The sequence below is a fragment of the Streptomyces sp. SAS_281 genome, from assembly GCF_052542855.1.
The window spans coordinates 1-20,580 of the sequence record NZ_JBMNDO010000137.1 but is presented as its reverse complement, the minus strand read 5'-3'; the positions used below and the strand labels follow the sequence as shown (position 1 = coordinate 20,580).

The following is a 20,580-nucleotide window of genomic DNA, read 5'->3' as shown; positions in this document are numbered from 1 at the left end:
GCGCGGGGAGGGGGGGGGGCCTCCAATCCCCCGCCCCTTCATCGCGTACGACGGATCACGGCTTGGGCAGCGCACACCCCGCACGGTTCAGGTCGAAGACGTTGCCGGTGCCGATGCACGCGGCGATGCCGTAGGTCTCCTGGGCGTAGTTGATGCCCTGGCGGACCGTCACCTGCCCGTTCTCGTCGACCTCGCACGGGTTGTTGTCCGTGCAGCGCCCGCCGTCCTCATTACCGGTGTTGTTGACGGCGACGACCTTGCCGGTGGCGTTGTCGATCACGGGCGAGCCGGAGGTGCCGCCGATGGTCTGGCAGGCGGAGGTGTAGCGGACCGAGTCCTTCCAGGTCCAGCTGCCCTCCTTGAGGCGGTAGACGAACCCGTCCACGTTGCAGTTGTACATGCGCTTCCAGTACCCGGACGCGACGGTGATGGCGGTGCCCGCGACGGGATGCGTGGTGCTGAGCTCCAGCGCCTTGATGCCGTAGCGGCTCTCGATCTGCGCGTACGTGGAGGTGAGCTGGTACACCGAGATGTCGGTGTCCGTCATCGTCCCGTACGCGATCTTGCTCGCCCGGACCGTGCCGACACCGCTGCCCGAGGCGTTGAGCAGGGTGAAGCTGCGGCTGGACGAGCGGTTGTACACGACCGCTCCGGGGGCCGGGAAGCCGGTCTCCAGGCAGTGCCCGTTGGACAGTACGAGGGCGGGGTCGCCCGGCTGCGAGGAAGGCGTGCGGACGACGGAGCCGGAGCAGTTGCTGAGCGCCACGGTCCCGGCGAAGGTGACCGCCTTGGCGCGTATCTGCTGGTCGGCCTTGACCGCGGTGTGAGCGGCCGGTGCCGCGTCGTGGCTCGTGGCCGCGGTCGCGGGTGCGATGCCCGCTCCCAGGAGCAGCACGGCGAAGAGCGCACCGACGAGAGGCTTTTTCATGTGGGGGTCCCCTCTTGCGAATGAACAGAGCGCGACTGGCGTCTGCGACCGAAGTTCCTTCGATTTGACATGCGCATGCTGGCGTACGGAGAGGGGGCGCACAAGGGGCGGATTCCGGCCGCGCTTTCAGGTCACCAGACCCTGCCGGTAGGCGTAGACGACCGCCTGGACCCGGTCGCGGAGACCGAGCTTGGCGAGGATGCGCGAGACGAACGTCTTCACGGTCTCCTGGCTGATCACGAGCGCGGCCGCGATCTCGCTGTTGGAGAAGCCGTCCGCGATGAGGCGCAGGACCTCCAGTTCGCGCGGGGTCAGCGGGATGTCGGATGAGGTGTCCCCGGCGGGGCGGATCCGGGCGGCGTAGCGGCCGACCAGCCGGCGCGTCACCTCCGGGTCGATCAGCGCCTGGCCCGTGTGCACGGTCCGGATGCCGTGCAGCAGCTGGGCGGGCGGGGCGTCCTTGAGCAGGAACCCGCTCGCCCCGGCGCGCAGCGCCTCGTACACGTACTCGTCCAGGTTGAAGGTGGTCACCACGAGCACCTTGGCGGGCCGCTCCACGCCCGCCCCGGCCAGCAGCCGGGTCGCCTCGATGCCGTCGAGCTCGGGCATGCGGATGTCCATCACCACGACGTCCGGGCGCAGTCGCCCGGCCATCTCGACGGCGGTCCGCCCGTCCCCGCACTCGCCCACCACTTCCAGGTCCGGCTGGGCGTCGATGATCGTGGCGAGGCCGGTGCGGACGAGTACCTGGTCGTCGCAGACGAGGACGCGGGCCGGTGCGGTCACGACGCGCTCCCCGACGGTATGCGGGCCCGCACGGTGAAGCCGCCGTCCGGACCGGGCTCCGCGCGGAACTCGCCGCCGAGGACGCCGACCCGCTCGCGCAGCCCGGCCAGCCCCCGCCCGCTGCCCGGGGGCACGTCGGCGCGCTTCCCGGTGCCGTCCGTGCCGACCTCCACGGTGATCTCTCTTCCGCCGTGCCGCACGCTCACCGAAGTACGGCTGCCGTGGGCGTACTTGAGGGCGTTCGTCAGCGCCTCCTGGACCACCCGGTAGGCCACCAGCTCGGCGCTCCCGGTGGACTCGGCGGGGACGCCCTCCTCGTTGAACTCCACGCTCTGCCCGGCCCGCCGCGCCTGCTCGACCAGGACCGGGATACGACCGGCGGACGGCGCCCTCTCCCCGGCGCCGTGGCCCGGATCGAGCAGGTCGAGCAGGTGGCGCAGGTCGTTGACGGCCCGCCGCCCGGTGTCGGTGACGCTGCTCAGGGCATGGTCGAGCCGGTCGGGCGCGGCGGTCAGATAGCGGGCCGCCTCGGCCTGGACGATCATCGCCGTCACGTGGTGGGTCACCACGTCGTGCAACTCCCTCGCGATCCGAGCCCGTTCGGCGGTGCGGCTCTCCTCGGCGACACGGAGCCGGCGGTCGGCCTCGGCGGCCCGGCCGGTGCGCAGCCACGCTCCGACGCCCCAGAGGAGGACCAGCACCAGGTAGAACGTCAGGAACTCCTCCACCGGTTCGGTGCCGTACCGGTGCAGGGCGAGCGCCAGCGGCACGTACGCGGCGGTCAGGGCGAGTGCGACGAGGCGCCGGTGGCGGTCCAGGTGCGCCCCCGCGCTCAGGACCGCGAAGGGCAGCGCGGTCCCGGCGACCATGTGGTAGCCGCCGAGCTGGTCGACGGCGAAGCCCAGCGAGACCAGGGCCAGGCAGACCACGGGCCACCGCCGCCGCAGGGCGAGCGACAGACTCTCCAGCACGGCGGCCACCGCGGCCGGCGCGTCGAACGGACGCTCCGCCACGGCGCCCAGCTCCGTCCCGTGCCGGTGGAAGGCCGGGATGAGCGACAGGGCGAGGAGCAGCAGCCCGAACGGCAGGTCCCGCACGGTGGGGTCGAGCCTCCGCCACCGCACCGGCCGGCGGACGGCGGTGCCCAACCGCCGCCACTGGGCCGGTACTTCGCGAAGACTGATCACCGGGGCACTGTAGTGGCGGCCTGGACCGGGGCGGCGCGCCGTCCGCCACGCGGTACCAGGTGGCCGCGCCGGCGGGCCAGCCACAGGAACGCGAGCGTCACGAGAGTCCCGAAGACCACGGAGTACACACTCGCCTCCGGGCCGAAGTCGCCGCCGGTGACCAGCGGGGAGCCGGTGGCCGTCGAGTCCAGGAGTCCCTGGGAGGCGCCGTTGCCCGAGACCTCCGAGCTGAAGATTCCCGCCGCGGCGAAGTTCCAGGCGAAGTGCAGGCCGATGGGCAGCCACAGGCTGCGGGTGGCGGCGTACGCGGCGCCGAGCATGCCGCCCGCCTCGATCGCGATGGCGAGCGCGCCCCACAGGTTCGCGTCCGGGTTGACCAGGTGCATCAGCCCGAACAGCAACCCGGTCGACGTCAGCGCGATCAGCGTGCCGGCGCGCTCCTCGACGAGCCGGAACAGCACGCCCCGGAACACCACTTCCTCCGTGACGGCGGCGGCGGCCATGAAGCCGACGAACCCGACCGCACCCGTGACCGACCCCAGGCCGTTCACCTCGTAGTCCCCGAGGAGGGCGATGTTCGCGATGACCGCCACGAAGAGCACCAGCCCCATGAGCGCACCGCGCCCCAGAGCCGGCGCCGCACCCTCCCGGGCCAGCTCGGTGACCGGGCGGCGCTCGGTGCGCCCCACCACCCACCGGTAGAGCAGGACGGCGAGCACCGCCGTCACGAGCCCGATCAGAAGCGTGAGCCACGGGTTCCCGTCGACCGCGCTGACGCACTGACCGCCGATCGCCCAGACCGCCACAACGGCGAGAAGTTGCCGGACCACTCTCATGAGTCCCCCTCGGAAACGCCCGCGGCGACCTGCCGCGGCTGCCCCTGAACGCTATGAACGTCCGGCGCCGAAAGCGTCACCGCTGGGTGGACACCTGCGCGTAGCTCGCACGGGGGACATCGCGGGCCGGGCCGGGGCGGTCCGCCCCGGCCGCCCGCCCCAGCTCCTCGCGCAGCGCGGCGACCACGGCATCCGCGTCCCGCACCACGATCACGGCCATGTCCTTCTTCCCGTTTCCGATCATGTGCCGAACCTCCCCCGGAGCACCCCGCCGCATACGGCTGTTGAGCTGCTCCAGAGGTACGGGCGGACCCGGACCGGCGGACCGGCACCGCCCCTCCCCCGGACGGAGGCGGCGGACCGGCCCCGCATACCGTCGGGGCATGACTCGCGACGACGCCGCTCACGCACTCGACCTCGACGCCTACCTCGCCCGGATCGGGTACGAGGGAGAGCGCCGCCCCAGCGTGGACGTGCTGCGTTCCGTGCACCGGGCTCACGTGCTGGGCATCCCCTTCGAGAACCTGGACCCGCTCCTCGGCACCGTCCCCTCGCTCGCGCTGTCCGACCTGGAGGCGAAGCTCGTACGGGGCGGGCGCGGCGGCTACTGCTACGAGCAGAACACCCTGTTCACCGCCGCGCTCCGGGCCCTCGGCTTCGGCGTCACCCTCCTCACCGCCCGCGTGGTGCTGGGCGCGGCCCCCGGCGACGTCCGGCCGCGCACCCACATGCTGATGGAGGTCCGGGTGGAGGGCGAGCCCGGCCCGTACCTCGCTGACGTCGGCTTCGGGGGGACCGGCGCGCTGCTGGAGCCGATCGCGCTGGCCCCGGACGCGGAGCTGTACGACACCCCGCGCCACCACCGGCTCGTCCGGCTGCCGCACGAGGGGCCCCTGGACCTGTGGGAGCTGCGGGCCCGGACGCGCGACGGGGAGTGGGCGGGGCAGTACGCGTTCACCCGGGAGCCCTTCGAGGCGCCGGACTACGAGGTCGTCAACTGGCACATCGCGACCAATCCCCGGTCCCCGTTCTCCCGGCTGCTGTATGTGCAGCGCACCACGGGGGACGCCCACCTCGCCCTCTCGGGCCGCACCCTCGTGGTGACGCCGCACGACGGCGGTGCCCGGCGCGAGCGGGAGCTGGCGGACGCCGACGAGGTGACCCGCGTACTGACGGAGGACTTCGCGCTGCGCCTCCCGGAGGGCGCGCGGCTCCCCGCGTGAGCCCGGCGCGGACGCCGCCCGAGGGCGCGCCCGCGGTGCCGCGCGAGCCCCGGGCGCACACCGCTCCGTGGTGCATGTCACCCGTTCCGGTCCGTCACGCCGCCGCGCCACCCCATTCCAAGCCCCGGGCCTCCCGTGACCGGCGTTCCCACGGTTCACGGGAGGCGGGCGCATGGCGATGAAAGCCCGCGCCGGGGCGCGCCCCCGCCCGGGCGGGCCAACCGGCGGGCAAAGCCCGGGCGGCCCGTGAAACACAGTCGTAAGCTCGCTGACATGCAGGTCATCCAGTCCACGAAGCTCGCCAACGTCTGCTACGAGATCCGCGGCCCCGTGCTCGAGGAGGCGATGCGGCTGGAGGCGGCCGGGCATCGCATCCTCAAGCTGAACACCGGCAACCCCGCCGCGTTCGGCTTCGAGTGCCCGCCCGAGATCCTTGAGGACATCCTGCGCAACCTCGCCGGGGCGCACGGCTACGGCGACGCGAAGGGGCTGCTGTCCGCGCGCCGGGCGGTGATGCAGCACTACCAGACCAAGGGCATCGACCTGGACGTCGAGGACGTCTACATCGGCAACGGCGTCTCCGAGCTGATCCAGATGTCGATGCAGGCCCTCCTCGACGACGGCGACGAGGTGCTGGTCCCGGCCCCGGACTACCCGCTGTGGACGGCCTCGGTCTCGCTGGCGGGCGGCACGGCCGTGCACTACCGCTGCGACGAGCAGTCGGACTGGATGCCCGACCTCGCCGACATCGAACGGAAGATCACCGACCGCACCAAGGCGATGGTGATCATCAACCCGAACAACCCGACGGGCGCCGTCTACGACGACGACATGCTGCGCGGACTGACGGAGATCGCCCGCCGGCACAACCTGGTCGTCTGCTCCGACGAGATCTACGACCGCATCCTGTACGACGGTGCCACGCACACCCCGACCGCGACGATCGCCCCGGACCTGATGGTCCTGACCTTCAACGGGCTGTCGAAGAACTACCGGGTCGCCGGGTACCGCTCGGGCTGGATGGCCGTCTGCGGCCCCAAGGCGCACGCCTCCTCGTACATCGAGGGGCTGACGATCCTGGCCAACATGCGGCTGTGCGCCAACATGCCCTCGCAGCACGCGGTCGCCACCGCGCTCGGCGGCCGGCAGTCGATCAACGACCTGGTGCTGCCCGGCGGCCGCATCCTGGAGCAGCGCGATGTGGCGTACGACCTGCTGACGCAGATCCCGGGCGTGACCTGCGTGAAGCCGAAGGGCGCGCTGTACCTCTTCCCCCGGCTCGACCCCAAGGTCTACAAGATCAAGGACGACCGGCAGATGGTCCTGGACCTGCTGCGGGCCGAGAAGATCATGGTGGTGCAGGGCACCGGGTTCAACTGGCCGGATCCCGACCACTTCCGCGTGGTGACGCTGCCCTCGACGGAGGACCTGACGGACGCGATCGGGCGGATCGCGCACTTCCTGGACGGTTACAGCCAGGTGTAGCCGTCCCCCCGCCCGACTTTTCTCGAAGTTGGACAACTTTAGACTGAATCCAAGCTAGGATGGTCCCCACAGCACCACCAGGAGGCCATCCATGTACGAACCGATCCGCACCAAATCGGTCCACACACCGGCCGACCACGCCGGCGACTTCCCGCACCGCACCCGCGAGGAGGAGCTGGACATCCAGCTCGCCGGACACCTGGCCGCCCTGCTCGCGGTCACCGACGAACTGGGTCTCGGCGCGGCGGGCGACCGCATCGCCGGGCAGGTGGCCAGGCTGCGCGGCGCCCCGCCCGTCCGCCACGCCGGACTGAGCGACGCCCCCGCGACCGCCCTCCATCGCCGCGCCCACGCCCTCGCGGGCCGGGCCCTGGTGGTGGCGGCGTCCCGCGCCGACACGGCGGTCGCGATCCTGTCGGCCGAGCGCATGGACGCCCACACCGAGGCGCTCGCCGCCGACGCGCGGACGCCGGTCGGCGCCCACTGACGGCCCCGGTCCACGCGCCGTCGCGGCGCGCGGACCGGGTGCCACCCCCCTTCAGTTGTTACGCGTGCGCCTCAGTGCCGGCCGCGCGGCCTGGACTTCATTCGCAGGGTGGCGAAGCCGGCCAGCAGCAGGAGGACGGCCGCGATGCCCACGCCGGTCGCCGCACTGCCGGTGTCGGCCATGCCCCCGCCACCACCGTGATGGCCCCCGTTCGTCGGGTGCGGCCCCGGGGTCCAGGACGGGCCGGGACCGTGGCTGTGCGTGTGCGTCGGGTGCGGCGACGGGCTCGTGCTGTCCGTCGGCGACGGGCTCGGGGTCGGGCAGTCGTCCGTGGGCGACGGGGTCGGGGTCGGCGTAGGAGTCGGGCTCGGGTTGGTCACCGGGACCTCGGTGGTGCAGGGCAGCTCGGGCGCCCCTTCCGTGGTGCAGCGCGCGCCCGGCGTGTCGGAGGTGACGGAGTTGCGCAGGACCGCGTCGCCCTCGTCCGGGTCGTCCACGGTGACCGTGTAGGTGATCGTCGCGGAGGCGCCGGGGGCCAGCTCGCCGGACCAGTCGAGCGTGTCGCCGGTCACCTGCGCGGTGCCGGTGGTCGCGGTGGGCCCTGCGGTGAGCGAGGCGTCGTCCAGGACACCGGACAGGTCGTCGGTGAGGTGGGCGGGGCTCAGCGTGGTCCCACCGCTGTTGGTGGCGGTCACGGTGTAGGTGACGGTGTCGCCGGGCTCGGCCCCCGTGGGCTCGGCCGTCTTGGAGATGTCCAGCACCTGGTCGATCTGCTCGACGGGGACGGACGCCGAGGACTCGTTGGACGTCACGTCGCCGGCGCCTGCCGTGCCCTGCGCGGTGGCCGTGTTGGTGAAGGTGTCGTTGACGACGTCGGCCTCGGTCAGGACGTGGGTGCCCTCGCAGACCATGGACGAGGTCGCGGACCCCATCGGGCCGAGCGTGGTGGACGGGCAGGTCACGTCGGCGACGGACGGGTCCTCGACATGGACGTCGGTGAGTTCCGACGTTCCGGTGTTGGTGACGAGGAACTGGTAGTGCACGGTGTCGCCGACCTCGAAGGGCTCGGTGGCCGCGTTGTCCGGGGGCGCGACGGTCTTGACCAGGTTCAGCTGGTCGAGTGTGTCGACGGAGCTCGCTTCGAGCGCCCGGACGAGGTGGGTGTCGATGCTGCCGCCGGTCGAACCGGAGAAGCCGAACTTGTACGTGGGCGGGGCGTCGGCCGTCATCCGAGTGGACAGCACGGGCTGGAAGCCGGCGCCGTCGTTGAAGTCGATCTCGACGTCCACCGCGGGCCGGGTCTCCGGGCTGACCGTGATGTGCACGGTGCGCTTGGCGGGAAGCGGGTCGGTGCCCTGTTCGCGCAGGCTGCCGGGCAGCGTGGAGCGGAAGCCGGACGCCTGGGTGTCGTCGGGCTCGATGGTGGAGTCGAGGAAGCAGTAGCCGTCGTCGCCCTGCCCCGGCCCGCGCAGGGTGACGGTGTCGGGCACCGGGAGCGCGCTGGTGACCGGGGACTTCTGGTCGTCGGGGCAGCCGTTGCCGCGCAGCTCGGCGTCGTTGGCGAAGTTGCCGTACGCGTCGAGCCCGACGCCCAGGTAGCCGCCGTCGACCCCGGGGTCCAGGTTTCGCTGGGCGTACCCGAGGGAACCGCCGTTGGCGCCGGCCTTGGTGAGGTCCACCGAGCCGTCGACCAGGAAGAAGCCGATGCCGTCGGCGCCGGCGTCCCCGGGGCCGTACTGGTACTGCTCGAACGTGACGTCGAGCCCGCCGTTGCCGGGCAGCGGGCGGTTGTAGAGCATCCCGCCGACCCGGTAGTAGCCCTGGTCCGTGAGCTGGAGCCACCCCGGGGTCTCGCCCGGGGTGGGCACGGGCGGAGTCATCTGGGTGTCGGGGTCGTCGCACGGCCCGATCTGCGACTGCCCGGCGGGCGGTTCGTCCGACGCGCCGGTCAGACAGGCCGTGTCCAGGGGTACGAAGCCGGGGTCGGCGACCGAGGTGCCGGTGAAGGTCTCGTCCAGCAGCACGGACTCGCCGGCCGCCCGCGCCGACGAGGTGGCGGGGGCGGCATCGGCGACGGGGCCGGCGGACTGGGCGACCCCGGAGGCGGTGGTCAGCAGGAGCCCCAGCGCCGTTCCCGCACAGGCGGTGGCCGCCACGGCCGGAACGTGGAGCAGCCGTTCGTATTTGCGCATGAAAAAACATAAAAAAACAGGACATGACACTTGCTCAGCCCACGCGGGACACGCCGCAGCAGCGGCCCAATGGCGGTGTGGGCCGCCCGGACGCACGGCTCAGGACGCGGACGGGGACGGGCGCACCGTCGAGGCCCCCGCCGTCGACTGGAACGACACCTCGGCCACCTCGCACTCCGGCGGCCCCGGCACCGCGCCGGGCCCGACGACCCGCTCCGACACCGTGGCGCCGGCCGCCGGATCCTTGACGGCCAGGGTGCGCTTCCCGGCGGCCACGCCCTCGCCGCTTCCGGTCGCGCGGCCCCGGAACTCAACGTGCACGGTGTACGTACCGCGCCGGGCCGCCTCACTGGTGATCCGCACCCCGGCCACGGGGCGGCGCGTCTCCCCGTCCGTCCGGCAGGAGGTGACGGTGACGTCCTGGTCCGGGTGGATGTCCTCGTGGACCTCGCCGTACGCCCGGGCGAAGACGATCAGGCCGACGAGCCCGCCCACCACCGCCAGGGCGATCAGCGCGCCCACGGTGATCAGGGCGACCGTCATGCCGCCCGTCCGGCGCCCGGGGAAGAGTGCGGGACCGCCCTCCGACGTCTGCGGGTACGGCGGATACCGCATCCCGAGCGGCCCCCTCCGCCACCGCGCACCGGCGGCGCGACCGGGCCGACCGTACGGCCGCGCACATCACCGCTGCGGCTCCGCAGGGTCACAACCCGACTACGAATAAGGCGGGTTGAACGGGCCAGGGCCCCCGAAGCCGCTTCGGGGGCCGTGGCCGTACGTACGCGGGGCTCAGCCCAGGCGCTCGACCAGCGCGCGGTACTCGTCCCACAGCTCCTTCGGCGTGTGGTCGCCGAAGGTGTTGAGGTGTTCGGGGACCAGCGCCGCCTCCTCGCGCCAGACCTCCTTGTCGACCTTGAGCAGGAAGTCGAGGTCGGCCTCGGAGAGATCCAGGCCCTCGGTGTCGATCGAGCCCTTCGCGGGAAGGATGCCGATCGGCGACTCGACGCCCTCCGCCTTCCCCTCCAGGCGCTCGACGATCCACTTCAGGACGCGGCTGTTCTCGCCGAAGCCGGGCCAGACGAACTTGCCCGCGTCGTTCTTGCGGAACCAGTTCACGTAGTAGATCCTCGGCAGCTTCGACTGGTCCCGCTTGTCGGCGCCGACCTTGAGCCAGTGGCCCATGTAGTCGCCCATGTTGTAGCCGCAGAACGGCAGCATGGCGAACGGGTCGCGGCGCAGCTCACCGACCTTGCCCTCGGCCGCGGCGGTCTTCTCGGAGGCGACGTTGGCACCGAGGAAGACGCCGTGCTGCCAGTTGAAGGACTCGGTGACCAGCGGGACGGCCGAGGCGCGGCGGCCGCCGAAGAGGATGGCCGAGATCGGCACGCCCTTCGGGTCCTCCCACTCGGGCGCGATGATCGGGCACTGCCCGGCCGGCACGGTGAAGCGGGCGTTGGGGTGGGCGGCGGGCGTCCCGGACGCGGGGGTCCAGTCGTTGCCCTTCCAGTCCGTGAGGTGCGCGGGCGGCTCCTCGGTCATCCCCTCCCACCAGACGTCGCCGTCGTCGGTGAGCGCGACGTTGGTGAAGACGGAGTTGCCCCACATCGTCTTCATGGCGTTGGCGTTGGTGTGCTCGCCGGTACCGGGCGCGACGCCGAAGAAGCCCGCCTCCGGGTTGATCGCGTACAGCCTGCCGTCCTCGCCGAACCGCATCCACGCGATGTCGTCGCCGATGGTCTCCACGGTCCAGCCGGAGATCGTGGGCTCCAGCATGGCGAGGTTCGTCTTGCCGCAGGCGCTCGGGAACGCGGCCGCGACGTACTTCGACTCACCGCGCGGCGGCGTGAGCTTCAGGATCAGCATGTGCTCCGCGAGCCAGCCCTCGTCGCGGGCCATGACGGAGGCGATGCGCAGCGCGTAGCACTTCTTGCCGAGCAGTGCGTTGCCGCCGTAGCCGGAGCCGTACGACCAGATCTCGCGGTCCTCGGGGAAGTGCGAGATGTACTTGGTCTCGTTGCAGGGCCAGGGGACGTCCTCCTGGCCCTCCGCCAGCGGCGCGCCCAGCGTGTGGACGGCCTTCACGAAGAAGCCGTCGGAGCCCAGCTCGTCGAGCACCGGCTGCCCCATGCGCGTCATGGTGCGCATGGAGACGGCGACGTACGCGGAGTCGGTGATCTCGACGCCGATCGCGGACAGCGGCGACCCGAGCGGGCCCATGCAGAACGGGACGACGTACATGGTCCGGCCGCGCATCGAGCCGCGGAAGACGCCCTGCTCGCCCGTGAAGATCTCCCGCATCTCGGCGGGGTCCTTCCAGTGGTTCGTCGGACCGGCGTCCTCCTCCTTCGCGGAGCAGATGAACGTACGGGTCTCGACGCGGGCCACGTCGCTGGGGTCGGAGGCCGCGTAGTAGGAGTTCGGGCGCTTGATCCCGTCCAGCTTGGTGAAGGTGCCCTTGGCGACGAGCTCCCCGCACAGGCGCTCGTGCTCGGCCTCGGAACCGTCGCACCAGACCACCCGGTCCGGCTCGGTGAGTGCTGCGATCTCGTCCACCCAGGAGATCAGCTCCTGGTGGTTGGTGGGAACAGTGAGGGGAGCCGCGATGTCGCGCGCCACGATCGCTCCTTGGTGAGGGTGTGTTCGGTTGGTGCTCCTGTGCCCCGTGGGGGCCGCGACCCGGATGCGTGTACCCCTTCGAATTCCCCTTGGCGCTCATCCGGTGCCGACCGCACTCATTTGATCATCCGACCCTCGCGCCCATATGTCCAGAGGGCCGCCCATGTGAGCATCAGCACTCCGTCACCGCCCATATCCGCTCCCTACGGAGGCGTAGGTACGATGCGGGAATGACTGCTGCCGCCGCGCCCGACACCACCGGTCCCCGCCCGGCCACGCTCGCCGACGTTCCGCTGAAGCCACGGATGCGTGGCTGGCTGCATGCCGGAATGTTTCCCGCCGTCGTCATCGCGGGCATCGTGCTCGTCGCCCAGTCGGACAGCACCCGGGGCCGGATCGCCTGTGCGGTCTACGTCCTGACGGCGTGCCTGCTCTTCGGCGTGAGCGCGGTCTACCACCGCGGTACGTGGGGGCCGCGCGGCGAAGCCGTGCTGCGCCGGCTCGACCACGCCAACATCTTCCTGATCATCGCGGGGACCTACACCCCGCTCACCCTGCTCCTGCTCCCCGAGTCCACCGGCACCCCGCTGCTGTGGGCGGTGTGGGCCGCGGCGCTCGCCGGCATAGCCTTCCGGGTCTTCTGGGTCGGCGCCCCGCGCTGGCTGTACACGCCGTGCTACATCGCGATGGGCTGGGCGGCGGTCTTCTTCCTGCCGGACTTCATGCGGACCGGCGGGGTCGCGGTGCTGGTGCTGGTGGTCGTCGGCGGCGTGCTCTACAGCGTGGGCGGCGTCATCTACGGCATCAAGCGGCCGAACCCGTCACCGCGCTGGTTCGGTTTCCACGAGGTCTTCCACTCGCTGACCCTGGCCGCGTTCGCGGTGCACTACGTCGGCATCTCGCTGGTGGCCTACCACCACAGCTGAGGCGGCCCCGGCCCTCGCGGGGGCGCCCCGGGGCGCCCCCGTACCCGCTCAGGCCCCGCCGAGCGCGCGGGCCAGCGCCTCCGCGTCCGTCGTCGGCGCGTCGCAGACGAAGTGCCGGCAGACGTACGCGGTCGGTGCGCCGTCCGCCGTCGGCCGGTCGGCCAGCAGCGGGAACTCCGCCCCGCCGGACTCCCCCGCCGCGACGACCGCGCCGGGCGCCCGCCCGAGCAGGGCCGTACGGTGCAGCTCCCCGCCGACCGGCCCGGCGACGGCCACCTCGCGCGGACCGTCGAGCAGCGCCTCGGCCACCGCGAGCCCCCAGCCGATGAAGCGCGGGGCGCGCGGGCCCAGCGCCTTCACGACCCCCAGCGCCTCCTCGGCCGCGGTGCGGTGCGGCTCGGAGCCGGTGTGCGCGGCGTACGAGAGGAGCGCGCCGGCGGCGGCCGTCCAGCCGGCCGGGGTCGCGCTGTCGGTGGGGTCCTGGGGCCGGCGGATCAGCCGCTCGGCGTCGTCCGCGGTGTCGTACAGCTGGCCGCCCTCGCCCCGGAAGTGCTGGAGCACGATGTCCAGCAGGAATCCGGCGAACTCCAGCCAGGCCCCCTCGCCGGTCACCCCGGCCAGCGCGAGGAACCCCTCCGCGACGTCCCCGTAGTCCTCCAGCACCCCGGCGTGGTCACCGGCGCGCCCGTCCTTCGACGTCCGGACGAGCCGGGCGACGGGCCCCATGTGCACCCGCACCAGCAGGTCGGCCGCCTCGGTGGCCCGCTCGACCAGGTCGGGCCGGTCGAAGAAGGCGCCCGTCTCGGCGAGGGCGGCGATGGCGAGCCCGTTCCAGGCGGCGACGATCTTGTCGTCGCGCCCCGGGCGCGGGCGCTCCTCCCGGGCGGCGAGCAGCCGCTCCCGTACACCGGCGGCGCGGGGGTCGTCGGGGTCGCCGGGCAGCTGGAGCACCGAGGAGCCCTCCTCGAAGGTGCCCTCGTCGGTCACCCCGAAGTGCGCGGCGGCGAACGCGGCGTCCTCCTCGCCCAGCACCTCGCTCAGCTGCTCCGGCGTCCACACGTAGTACGCGCCCTCGACGTGCCTGCCGTGCGCGTCCTCGCTGTCGGCGTCGAGCGCGGAGGCGAACCCGCCCTCGGGCGTCCGCAGCTCGCGCACCATGAAGTCGGCCGTCTCCAGGGCCACCCGCCGGGCGAGTCCGGACCCGGTCGACCGCCACAGGTGGGCGTACACGCGGCAGAGCAGCGCGTTGTCGTAGAGCATCTTCTCGAAATGCGGGACGACCCACTCCCGGTCCACGGCGTACCGGGCGAACCCGCCGCCGAGCTGGTCGTAGATCCCGCCGCGGGCCATCGCCGCGCAGGTGTCGGCGGCCATCTGAAGAGCGCCGTCGGATCCGGTGCGGGCGTGGTGGCGCAGCAGGAACTCCAGCGCCATGGACGGCGGGAACTTGGGCGCCCCGCCGAACCCGCCGCGCTGCTCGTCGTAGTCCCGGGTCAGCCCGAGCAGCGCCTGCGCCGACTCGGCCTCCCCGGGCGGCCCGTCCCCGCCGTGGGCGAGGCTGCGCTCGGCCAGGTCCCGCACGATCCGCCCGGCCACCTCCCCGACCTCGTCGCGCCGGTCGGTCCAGGCGGCGGTGACCCCTTCGAGCACCTGCCGGAAGGAGGGCATCCCGTGGCGCGCCTCGGGCGGGAAGTAGGTCCCGAAGTAGAACGGCTCGGCGTCCGCGGTGAGGAACACGGTCATCGGCCACCCACCCTGCCCGGTGGCCGCCTGCACCGCCTCCATGTACACCGCGTCCACGTCGGGCCGCTCCTCGCGGTCCACCTTGACGGACACGAAGTGCTCGTTCATGTACGCGGCGGTCGCCTCGTCCTCGAACGACTCGTGCGCCATGACGTGGCACCAGTGGCACGAGGAGTACCCGACGCTGAGCAGCACGGGCACGTTCCGCCGCCGGGCCTCCTCGAACGCCTCGGGCGACCAGGGCCACCAGTCGACGGGATTGTCGGCATGCTGAAGCAGATACGGCGAGGTCACACCAGCCAACCGGTTCATGCGGGCCAGCCTCTCACAGCGCCGTGCCCCGGTACGGGCACCGCACGGCGTCGCACGTCCCGTGCGCGCCCCGTGTCCTGCGACGAGATGCACTGCCCCCAACCAGCATGCGGCCCCACGTCGTTCGCGGCCGGCGGGTCGTGCGTCCTCCCTCGCGCGGGCGCGCCGTACGAAGGACACTGGACCCCGCGACCAGCGGAGCCGGAGGGGGACACGGATGCGGATGCGGGACGGCCACCGGGCCGATGCGGAGCGGCTGTTGGTACGGGCCGTGGAGGAAGAGGCACGGCGCAGCGGCGGGCGGACGGATCCGTCCGTCCTGCTGACCCGTGCGAGGGCCGCCCTCGACACCATCGCGGAGGGCGCGGCGGAGGAGTACGCGGCGTATGTGCGGGCGCTCGACGCCTCGGCGGGCGGGCAGCGGTTCAGCCGGGAGAGCATGGCGACGCCGTTACTGGTCACCGGTGTCGCCGCCGCCGCGGCCTTCGGCGCCGACGTGGCGCTCGGCACGGCGTCCGGGCTGGCGCTCGGCGCGGGGGCGGTCGTCGCCGTGGCGGGGGCCACCGCCACGGTCGCCAAGGCCACCGCGTCGAACCGGCCCGCCACCCCGGCGGGCGCCCGGCCGGATCAGCTGCGGCTCCAATGGCTGGCCGCCCTCGACGTACGGGGCATCCGCCCGTTCCTCGACCAGCAGCGGATGCTCGCCGCCGCCACCCGTGCCCCGGCGAAGAAGGCCGCGGCCAAGGCGCGTACCCCGCTGCGCGGCGGGGACCGCAGCGCGGCCGCGCGGATGCGCTCGCTCCTGGAGCAGTCGTTCGGCCATCTCCCGGCGGCCGACGGGCTGTTCGCGGGGCGGCGGGGCGAGCTGGCCCGCATCGGCCAGTGGGTGCACGCCGCCCGCGCGTCGACCGAGACGAAGCCGACCGTCGTCGTGCTGCACGGCCCCCCGGGCGCCGGGCGCACCACGCTCGCCGTGCGGGCCGCGCACGAGCTGAGGGACCAGTTCAAGGGCGCGTGCGTGGTGGACCTGCGCGGCGACGCCGAGGGCGAGGCGCCGCTGCCGACCCGGGACGCGCTGCTGCATCTGCTGAACCGGCTGGGCGCACCCCGCGAGCAACTGCTGTTCCGGGACAGCGCGTCCGCCGAGCAGCAGGTGCGCCGGCTCGGGGAGCTGTACCACCAGCACCTGACGGGCACGGCGGTGACGATCGTCCTGGACGACGCCCGGGACGCCGAGCAGGTCGCCACGCTGATCCCGGAGCGTTCCGACAGCCTGGTCCTGGTCACCGCCCGCGAGCCGCTGGACCTGCCGGACTCCCTGCCCGCCTGGGTGCACCGGCTGGAGGTCGGGGCGCTCGATCCGGGCGGCGCGGAGGAACTGCTGCGCGGGGTGTCGCAGGAGGCCGAGCCGGGTCCGTACGACTATCCGTCGAGCGAGGCGATCACCGACCTGTGCGGCGGGCTGCCGCTGGCCCTGCGCGTCGCCGGGTCCGCTCTCGGGGCGCGCACGGCGGACGTGCTGGCCGCCGACCTCGCCGCGTACGGTCCGGTGCCGCCCGTCGAGCGCGCCCTGTGGCTGCGGTACACCGACCAGTCCGAGCAGGCCAGGCGGCTGCTGCGACGGCTCGCGCTGGCGGGCCGGGCGAGCCTGGGCGCCGCTGCCGCCGCGGCGCTGCTCTCCGCCGACGAGCAGGAGGCCGGCCGGCTGCTGACGGCCCTGTCCGAGGCCGGGCTGCTCGACCACGTGCGCGGCTCCCGCTACCGCCTGCACGACCTGGTGCGCGGCTTCGCCCTGGCCCGGCTGCTGGACGAGGAGGAGCCGGCCGAGCGCGCCGCCGCGCAGGAACGGCTGATCGCGAACTACGCGGAGCTGGCCGGTGCGGTGATCCGGATGGTGGACGGCAAGATGTCGACCCGGGCCGGCCGGTTCGGCTCGCACGGCTTCGGTTCGCTGGACGCGGCCCTGCGCTGGCTGGACGACGAGTCGAGCTTCATCACCTCGGCCCTGCGCCATGCGGAGGGCGTCGACCAGGCGGCGGTGCTCGCGCTGCTCGGCGCGCTGTGCGACTACTGCCTGCTGCGTGGCGACCTCTACCGGCTGGGTGAGATCAGCGAGCTGACCCAGGCGGTCGACCAGGGGCTCCTCGAACGGTCGGTGCGCTGGCGTACGGGCATCGCCGCCCGGCAGCTGGGCGAGCTGGACAAGGCCCGCACCACGCTGTCCTCCGTCGTCGGCCTGTACCGGGAGGCGCAGAACGACGCCGGTACGGCGCTGGCGCTGTGCTCCCTCGGCATCACGCTGCACCACCAGGGCAATCTGACCGAGGCGGCGGCCCGGCTCCGCGAGGCGATGGAGCTTCAGCTCGCCGCCGGGCAGGACGCGGACCGGGCCTGGTCGCTGCACGCGCTGGCCGCCGTCGAACGCGACCGGGGCAACCTGGCCGACGCGGTCGCCCTCCTGGACACCGCGCTCACCCTGCACCGCGAGGGCGAGTCGCTCCACGGCGAGGCGTGGACCCGGTTCCAGCTCGGCCAGGTCCGGCTGCGCCTGGGCGATGCGGAGCGGGCCGAGGCCGCGCTGCGCGCCGCCCTCGATCTGTACGGGCGGACCCGTGACGAGCGCGGGGTGGCGTGGGCGACGACCCAGCTTGCCCGGGCCCGGCTGCTGGCCGGCGACCCGGGTGCGGCCGTCGAGCAGCTGACCGCGGCCCTGGCCCGCCACCGCGACAACGAGGACGCGCGCGGCGAGGCGTGGACCCTGTACCACCTGGGCCAGGCGCTGGAGGAGCACGGCGACACGGTGGAAGCCGTACGGCAGCTGGAGCGGGCCCGGACGATGTTCTCGCGGATGCGCGATGTCTACGGCCTCGCCTGCGCCCGGCACCACTCGGGGCGCGTCACCCGCGACCAGCGGGCCGCACAGACGGGCAACCTGCGCAATTCCGGCTTCGCCCGCCAGCTGCTGGCGGACGCGCGGGCGGACTTCCGGCGCATCGGGGTCGCCCACGGCGAGGCGTGGGCCTGCCTGGACCTCGCGCTGGTCGACGCGGGCAACCAGCGGACTCCCCAGGCCCTCGGGCTGTGCGACGAGGCGGTCGCCCTGTTCGAGTCGTACGGGGACGCGCGCGGCGCGGACTGGGCGCGCTTCCTGCGCTGCACGCTGCTGCCGTACGCCTCGCCGGGCGGCGTCGAGGTGGGCGCGGTGGTCGCCCAGCAGGAGCTGGCCGAGCTCCGCGCGGCCGGCCACCCGGCCAGGGACCCGGAGGTCGACCACTGCGCGGACACCTACCGGGTGGTCCTGGACCGGGGCGCCGGCCTGGAGACGGGCTGGCAGGCGTGGTCCCTGGACCTGGTCCCGTCCCGCCGGACCCGGGAGATCATGGGCGTAGGCGTCTGACCTCGGTCGACGACGGGCGGGGCGCGGCCGGGCGCCCCGCCGTCCTACTTCCGCTTCGCGGACCCGGCCGCCGGCTCGGCCGGCTGCTCCGACGCCGGCTCCGCCGGCGTCTCCTCGAAGTTCACCCGTCCCATGTGCCGGTTCATCGACTTCATGAGGGCCCACACGCCCACGGCGAGCGCCGCGAAGACGATGAAGCCGAGGACCCCGGGGGTCACCTTGTTCTTGTCGAGTTCCTCGGCGAGCGGGACGAGGTTCGTCAGTGCCTGAGTCGCGTACATATCAGGCATTGTCGCGGATGCCCGAGAAGAGGTCGCTCTCGGGGAGGGAGGTATCGACCAGAGACTTCGCCAGCTCGTACTCCTCGGTCGGCCAGACCTCCCGCTGGATGTCCATCGGGACGCGGAACCAGCCGCCGTCCGGGTCGATCTGCGTGGCGTGCGCGATCAGCGCCTTGTCGCGGATCTCGAAGAAGTCCGCGCACGGGATGTGCGTGGTCAGCGTGCGCTCGGGGCGGCCGAACTCCTTCCAGCGCTCCAGCCACTCCCCGTACGGCGACTCCATGCCGCGGGCGAGCAGGGCCTCGTGCAGGGCGACCGTGCGCTGCCGGTTGAAGCCCTGGTTGTAGTAGAGCTTCTGCGGCGTCCAGGCGGGGCCGAACTCCGCCTCGGGGAACTTCTCGGTGTCCGCCGCGCCCTCGAAGGCGATCATCGAGATGGTGTGGGTCATGATGTGGTCGGGGTGCGGGTAGCCCCCGTTCTCGTCGTACGTGGTGATCACCTGCGGCCGGAACGCGCGGATCTTCGCGACGAGGCGGCCGGCCGCGACGGTCTCGTCCTCCAGGGCGAAGCAGCCCTCGGGGAGCGGCGGCAGCGGGTCGCCCTCGGGCAGGCCCGAGTCCACGAAGCCGAGCCACTCCTGCTTGACGCCCAGGATCTCCCGGGCCTCGTCCATCTCCTTGCGGCGCACCTCGTGGATGTTCTCCTCGATGTACGCGTCACCCTGGAGTTTCGGGTTGAGGATGGAGCCGCGCTCGCCTCCCGTGCAGGTCACCACCAGCACGTCCACCCCCTCGGACACATACTTGGCCATGGTGGCCGCGCCCTTGCTCGACTCGTCGTCGGGGTGGGCGTGTACGGCCATCAGTCGAAGCTGCTCAGTCAAGACTCGATCCTCAGTCAGTGGTCGCCATCCATGGTGCCGTCCCGCAGGGACGCCGATCCCGGGGCGGCGGTCGGGTGACGGGTGGGCAACTTCTATAGTGACCGAACCGGGGGGTGGAAAATTCCTCGATCCCCGGCACGGGAGGAACGATCATGACAGCGGTGCGCGAGGCGCTTCCCGAGAACCGCTACGGCCGCTCCGCGGACCAGCGCGCGGACCGCAGGCTCAAGGTCATCGGCTCGGTGCTCGGCGTCGCACTGCTGGGCGTGGTCGGCTGGATCGGCTTCGACTACGTGGGGGGCAAGGGCCTCAGCGCCGAGATGATCAAGTTCAAGGTCACCTCGGACGACCGCGTCGAGGTGCACCTGGAGGTCCGCAAGGGCCGGGACGACCAGGGCTACTGCACCCTCCGCTCGCTGAGCGAGAACGGTACGGAGGTCGCCCGCAAGGACTTCCGTTTCGACGACGACAGCAGCCGGATCGACAAGATCCTGACCCTGCGGACGACCTCCCGGGCGACCGCCGTCGAGCTGCTGGGCTGCACGGAGGACGGCGGGGCGTCGAGTTGACCGCAGCACGCCCGTCGTAACCCCATTTACCCGGCTCTGACCTGCGGTTTCCGCGGTCGGGACTTTTACCTTCTCCCCCTTTTCCCAGTGAATTGTTAGGCTCGTGGTTTCGCCCACCCTGAGCAGCGCATGCTTGCGGGTAGGGCGTTGCTTTGTATTCCCAGTACCGACGAGGAGCACCCTGTGACCCAGACCAGCGAAAACGTCACCTGGCTCACGCAGGAGGCGTACAACCAGCTCAAGGCCGAGCTGGAGTACCTGTCTGGTCCCGCGCGCACGGAGATCGCCGTCAAGATCGCGGCGGCCCGTGAGGAGGGGGACCTGCGCGAGAACGGCGGGTACCACGCGGCCAAGGAGGAGCAGGGCAAGATGGAGCTCCGGGTGCGCCAGCTGACCCAGCTCCTCGAGCACGCGAAGGTGGGCGAGGCGCCCGCCGACGACGGCGTGGTCGAGCCCGGCATGGTCGTGACGATCGCCTTCGACGGCGACGAGAACGACACCATGACCTTCCTCCTGGCCTCCCGTGAGTACGCGAGCGCGGACATCGAGACGTACTCGCCGCAGTCGCCGCTCGGCGTGGGCGTGAACGGCAAGAAGACCGGCGACGACGCCGACTACGAGCTGCCGAACGGCCGGACGGCCACGGTGAAGATCCTCTCGGCGAAGCCGTACACCGGCTGACCCGTCGAGCACGGCGAGGAGCCCCGGCCGCATCGCGCGGCCGGGGCT

Annotated in this window: 18 protein-coding genes; 7 read left to right on the top strand and 11 right to left on the bottom strand. The window is 72.6% G+C overall.

Translation table 11 applies throughout. The features are described from left to right. Positions 1–55: 55 nt before the first annotated feature. The 5 genes from ACN6LM_RS33295 to ACN6LM_RS33275 all read right to left on the bottom strand — a co-directional run bounded on the left by ACN6LM_RS33295 (position 56) and on the right by ACN6LM_RS33275 (position 3,981). Positions 56–928 carry a S1 family peptidase gene (locus ACN6LM_RS33295; protein ID WP_445069117.1) on the bottom strand — a complete coding sequence of 291 codons (873 nt, stop codon included), beginning with the start codon at positions 926–928 and terminating at the stop codon, positions 56–58. Positions 929–1,054: 126 nt separating this feature from the next. Next, positions 1,055–1,714 carry a response regulator gene (locus ACN6LM_RS33290; protein WP_445069116.1) on the bottom strand — a complete coding sequence of 220 codons (660 nt, stop codon included), beginning with the start codon at positions 1,712–1,714 and terminating at the stop codon, positions 1,055–1,057. Next, positions 1,711–2,862, bottom strand: coding sequence for a sensor histidine kinase (locus ACN6LM_RS33285; protein ID WP_445069118.1), 1,152 nt, complete (start codon positions 2,860–2,862; stop codon positions 1,711–1,713). The genes ACN6LM_RS33290 and ACN6LM_RS33285 overlap by 4 nt, the downstream gene beginning before the upstream one ends. Positions 2,863–2,897: 35 nt before the next feature. After that, on the bottom strand, positions 2,898–3,737 hold the full coding sequence (locus ACN6LM_RS33280; protein WP_445069115.1) for a lysostaphin resistance A-like protein: 840 nt from the start codon (positions 3,735–3,737) through the stop codon (positions 2,898–2,900). A gap of 76 nt (positions 3,738–3,813) precedes the next feature. Beyond that, on the bottom strand, positions 3,814–3,981 hold the full coding sequence (locus ACN6LM_RS33275; protein WP_445069114.1) for a hypothetical protein: 168 nt from the start codon (positions 3,979–3,981) through the stop codon (positions 3,814–3,816). A 139-nt stretch (positions 3,982–4,120) separates the two neighbouring features. Between ACN6LM_RS33275 and ACN6LM_RS33270 the strand changes: the two genes are divergently transcribed. From ACN6LM_RS33270 to ACN6LM_RS33260, 3 genes are all read left to right on the top strand, one after another. Beyond that, complete coding sequence (locus ACN6LM_RS33270; RefSeq protein ID WP_445069113.1) at positions 4,121–4,960, top strand: arylamine N-acetyltransferase family protein; 840 nt, start codon at positions 4,121–4,123, stop codon at positions 4,958–4,960. Positions 4,961–5,233: 273 nt separating this feature from the next. Then, positions 5,234–6,445 (top strand): pyridoxal phosphate-dependent aminotransferase, encoded by a 1,212-nt coding sequence (locus ACN6LM_RS33265; RefSeq protein ID WP_445069112.1) that lies wholly within the window; start codon positions 5,234–5,236, stop codon positions 6,443–6,445. A gap of 91 nt (positions 6,446–6,536) precedes the next feature. Beyond that, positions 6,537–6,932, top strand: a complete 396-nt coding sequence (locus ACN6LM_RS33260) for an SCO4983 family protein (protein ID WP_445069111.1) — start codon at positions 6,537–6,539, stop codon at positions 6,930–6,932. A 71-nt stretch (positions 6,933–7,003) separates the two neighbouring features. On the opposite strand, the gene ACN6LM_RS33255 is transcribed toward ACN6LM_RS33260, so the two are convergent. From ACN6LM_RS33255 to ACN6LM_RS33245, 3 genes are all read right to left on the bottom strand, one after another. Next, a complete protein-coding gene (locus tag ACN6LM_RS33255) occupies positions 7,004–9,124 on the bottom strand; it encodes a DUF7927 domain-containing protein (RefSeq protein ID WP_445069110.1) in 2,121 nt (706 codons plus the stop codon). A gap of 99 nt (positions 9,125–9,223) precedes the next feature. Next, positions 9,224–9,739 (bottom strand): hypothetical protein, encoded by a 516-nt coding sequence (locus tag ACN6LM_RS33250; protein WP_445069109.1) that lies wholly within the window; start codon positions 9,737–9,739, stop codon positions 9,224–9,226. A 174-nt stretch (positions 9,740–9,913) separates the two neighbouring features. Beyond that, positions 9,914–11,740, bottom strand: a complete 1,827-nt coding sequence (locus tag ACN6LM_RS33245; RefSeq protein WP_445069108.1) for a phosphoenolpyruvate carboxykinase (GTP) — start codon at positions 11,738–11,740, stop codon at positions 9,914–9,916. 230 nt (positions 11,741–11,970) lie between these two features. Between ACN6LM_RS33245 and trhA the strand changes: the two genes are divergently transcribed. Then, the gene (gene trhA / locus ACN6LM_RS33240; RefSeq protein ID WP_445069107.1) at positions 11,971–12,666 is read left to right on the top strand and encodes a PAQR family membrane homeostasis protein TrhA; all 696 of its coding nucleotides are present in this window, start codon (positions 11,971–11,973) and stop codon (positions 12,664–12,666) included. Positions 12,667–12,714: 48 nt separating this feature from the next. Here trhA and ACN6LM_RS33235 read toward each other — a convergent pair whose 3' ends face one another. Then, positions 12,715–14,721, bottom strand: a complete 2,007-nt coding sequence (locus ACN6LM_RS33235) for a thioredoxin domain-containing protein (protein ID WP_445069106.1) — start codon at positions 14,719–14,721, stop codon at positions 12,715–12,717. A 217-nt stretch (positions 14,722–14,938) separates the two neighbouring features. On the opposite strand from ACN6LM_RS33235, the gene ACN6LM_RS33230 reads away from it, so the two are divergent. After that, positions 14,939–18,118, top strand: coding sequence for a tetratricopeptide repeat protein (locus ACN6LM_RS33230; RefSeq protein WP_445069105.1), 3,180 nt, complete (start codon positions 14,939–14,941; stop codon positions 18,116–18,118). A 44-nt stretch (positions 18,119–18,162) separates the two neighbouring features. On the opposite strand, the gene ACN6LM_RS33225 is transcribed toward ACN6LM_RS33230, so the two are convergent. Together ACN6LM_RS33225 and mca are read right to left on the bottom strand one after the other, a co-directional pair. Next, on the bottom strand, positions 18,163–18,399 hold the full coding sequence (locus ACN6LM_RS33225; RefSeq protein ID WP_445069104.1) for a hypothetical protein: 237 nt from the start codon (positions 18,397–18,399) through the stop codon (positions 18,163–18,165). A 1-nt stretch (position 18,400) separates the two neighbouring features. After that, positions 18,401–19,282, bottom strand: a complete 882-nt coding sequence (mca, locus tag ACN6LM_RS33220; RefSeq protein WP_445069103.1) for a mycothiol conjugate amidase Mca — start codon at positions 19,280–19,282, stop codon at positions 18,401–18,403. A 152-nt stretch (positions 19,283–19,434) separates the two neighbouring features. Between mca and ACN6LM_RS33215 the strand changes: the two genes are divergently transcribed. Both ACN6LM_RS33215 and greA read left to right on the top strand, forming a co-directional pair. Beyond that, positions 19,435–19,851 (top strand): DUF4307 domain-containing protein, encoded by a 417-nt coding sequence (locus ACN6LM_RS33215; RefSeq protein WP_445069102.1) that lies wholly within the window; start codon positions 19,435–19,437, stop codon positions 19,849–19,851. Between the two features lie 183 nt (positions 19,852–20,034). Further along, positions 20,035–20,532: a transcription elongation factor GreA gene (greA, locus tag ACN6LM_RS33210; RefSeq protein ID WP_445069101.1), complete on the top strand. Its 498-nt coding sequence runs from the start codon at positions 20,035–20,037 to the stop codon at positions 20,530–20,532. Positions 20,533–20,580: the final 48 nt, after the last annotated feature.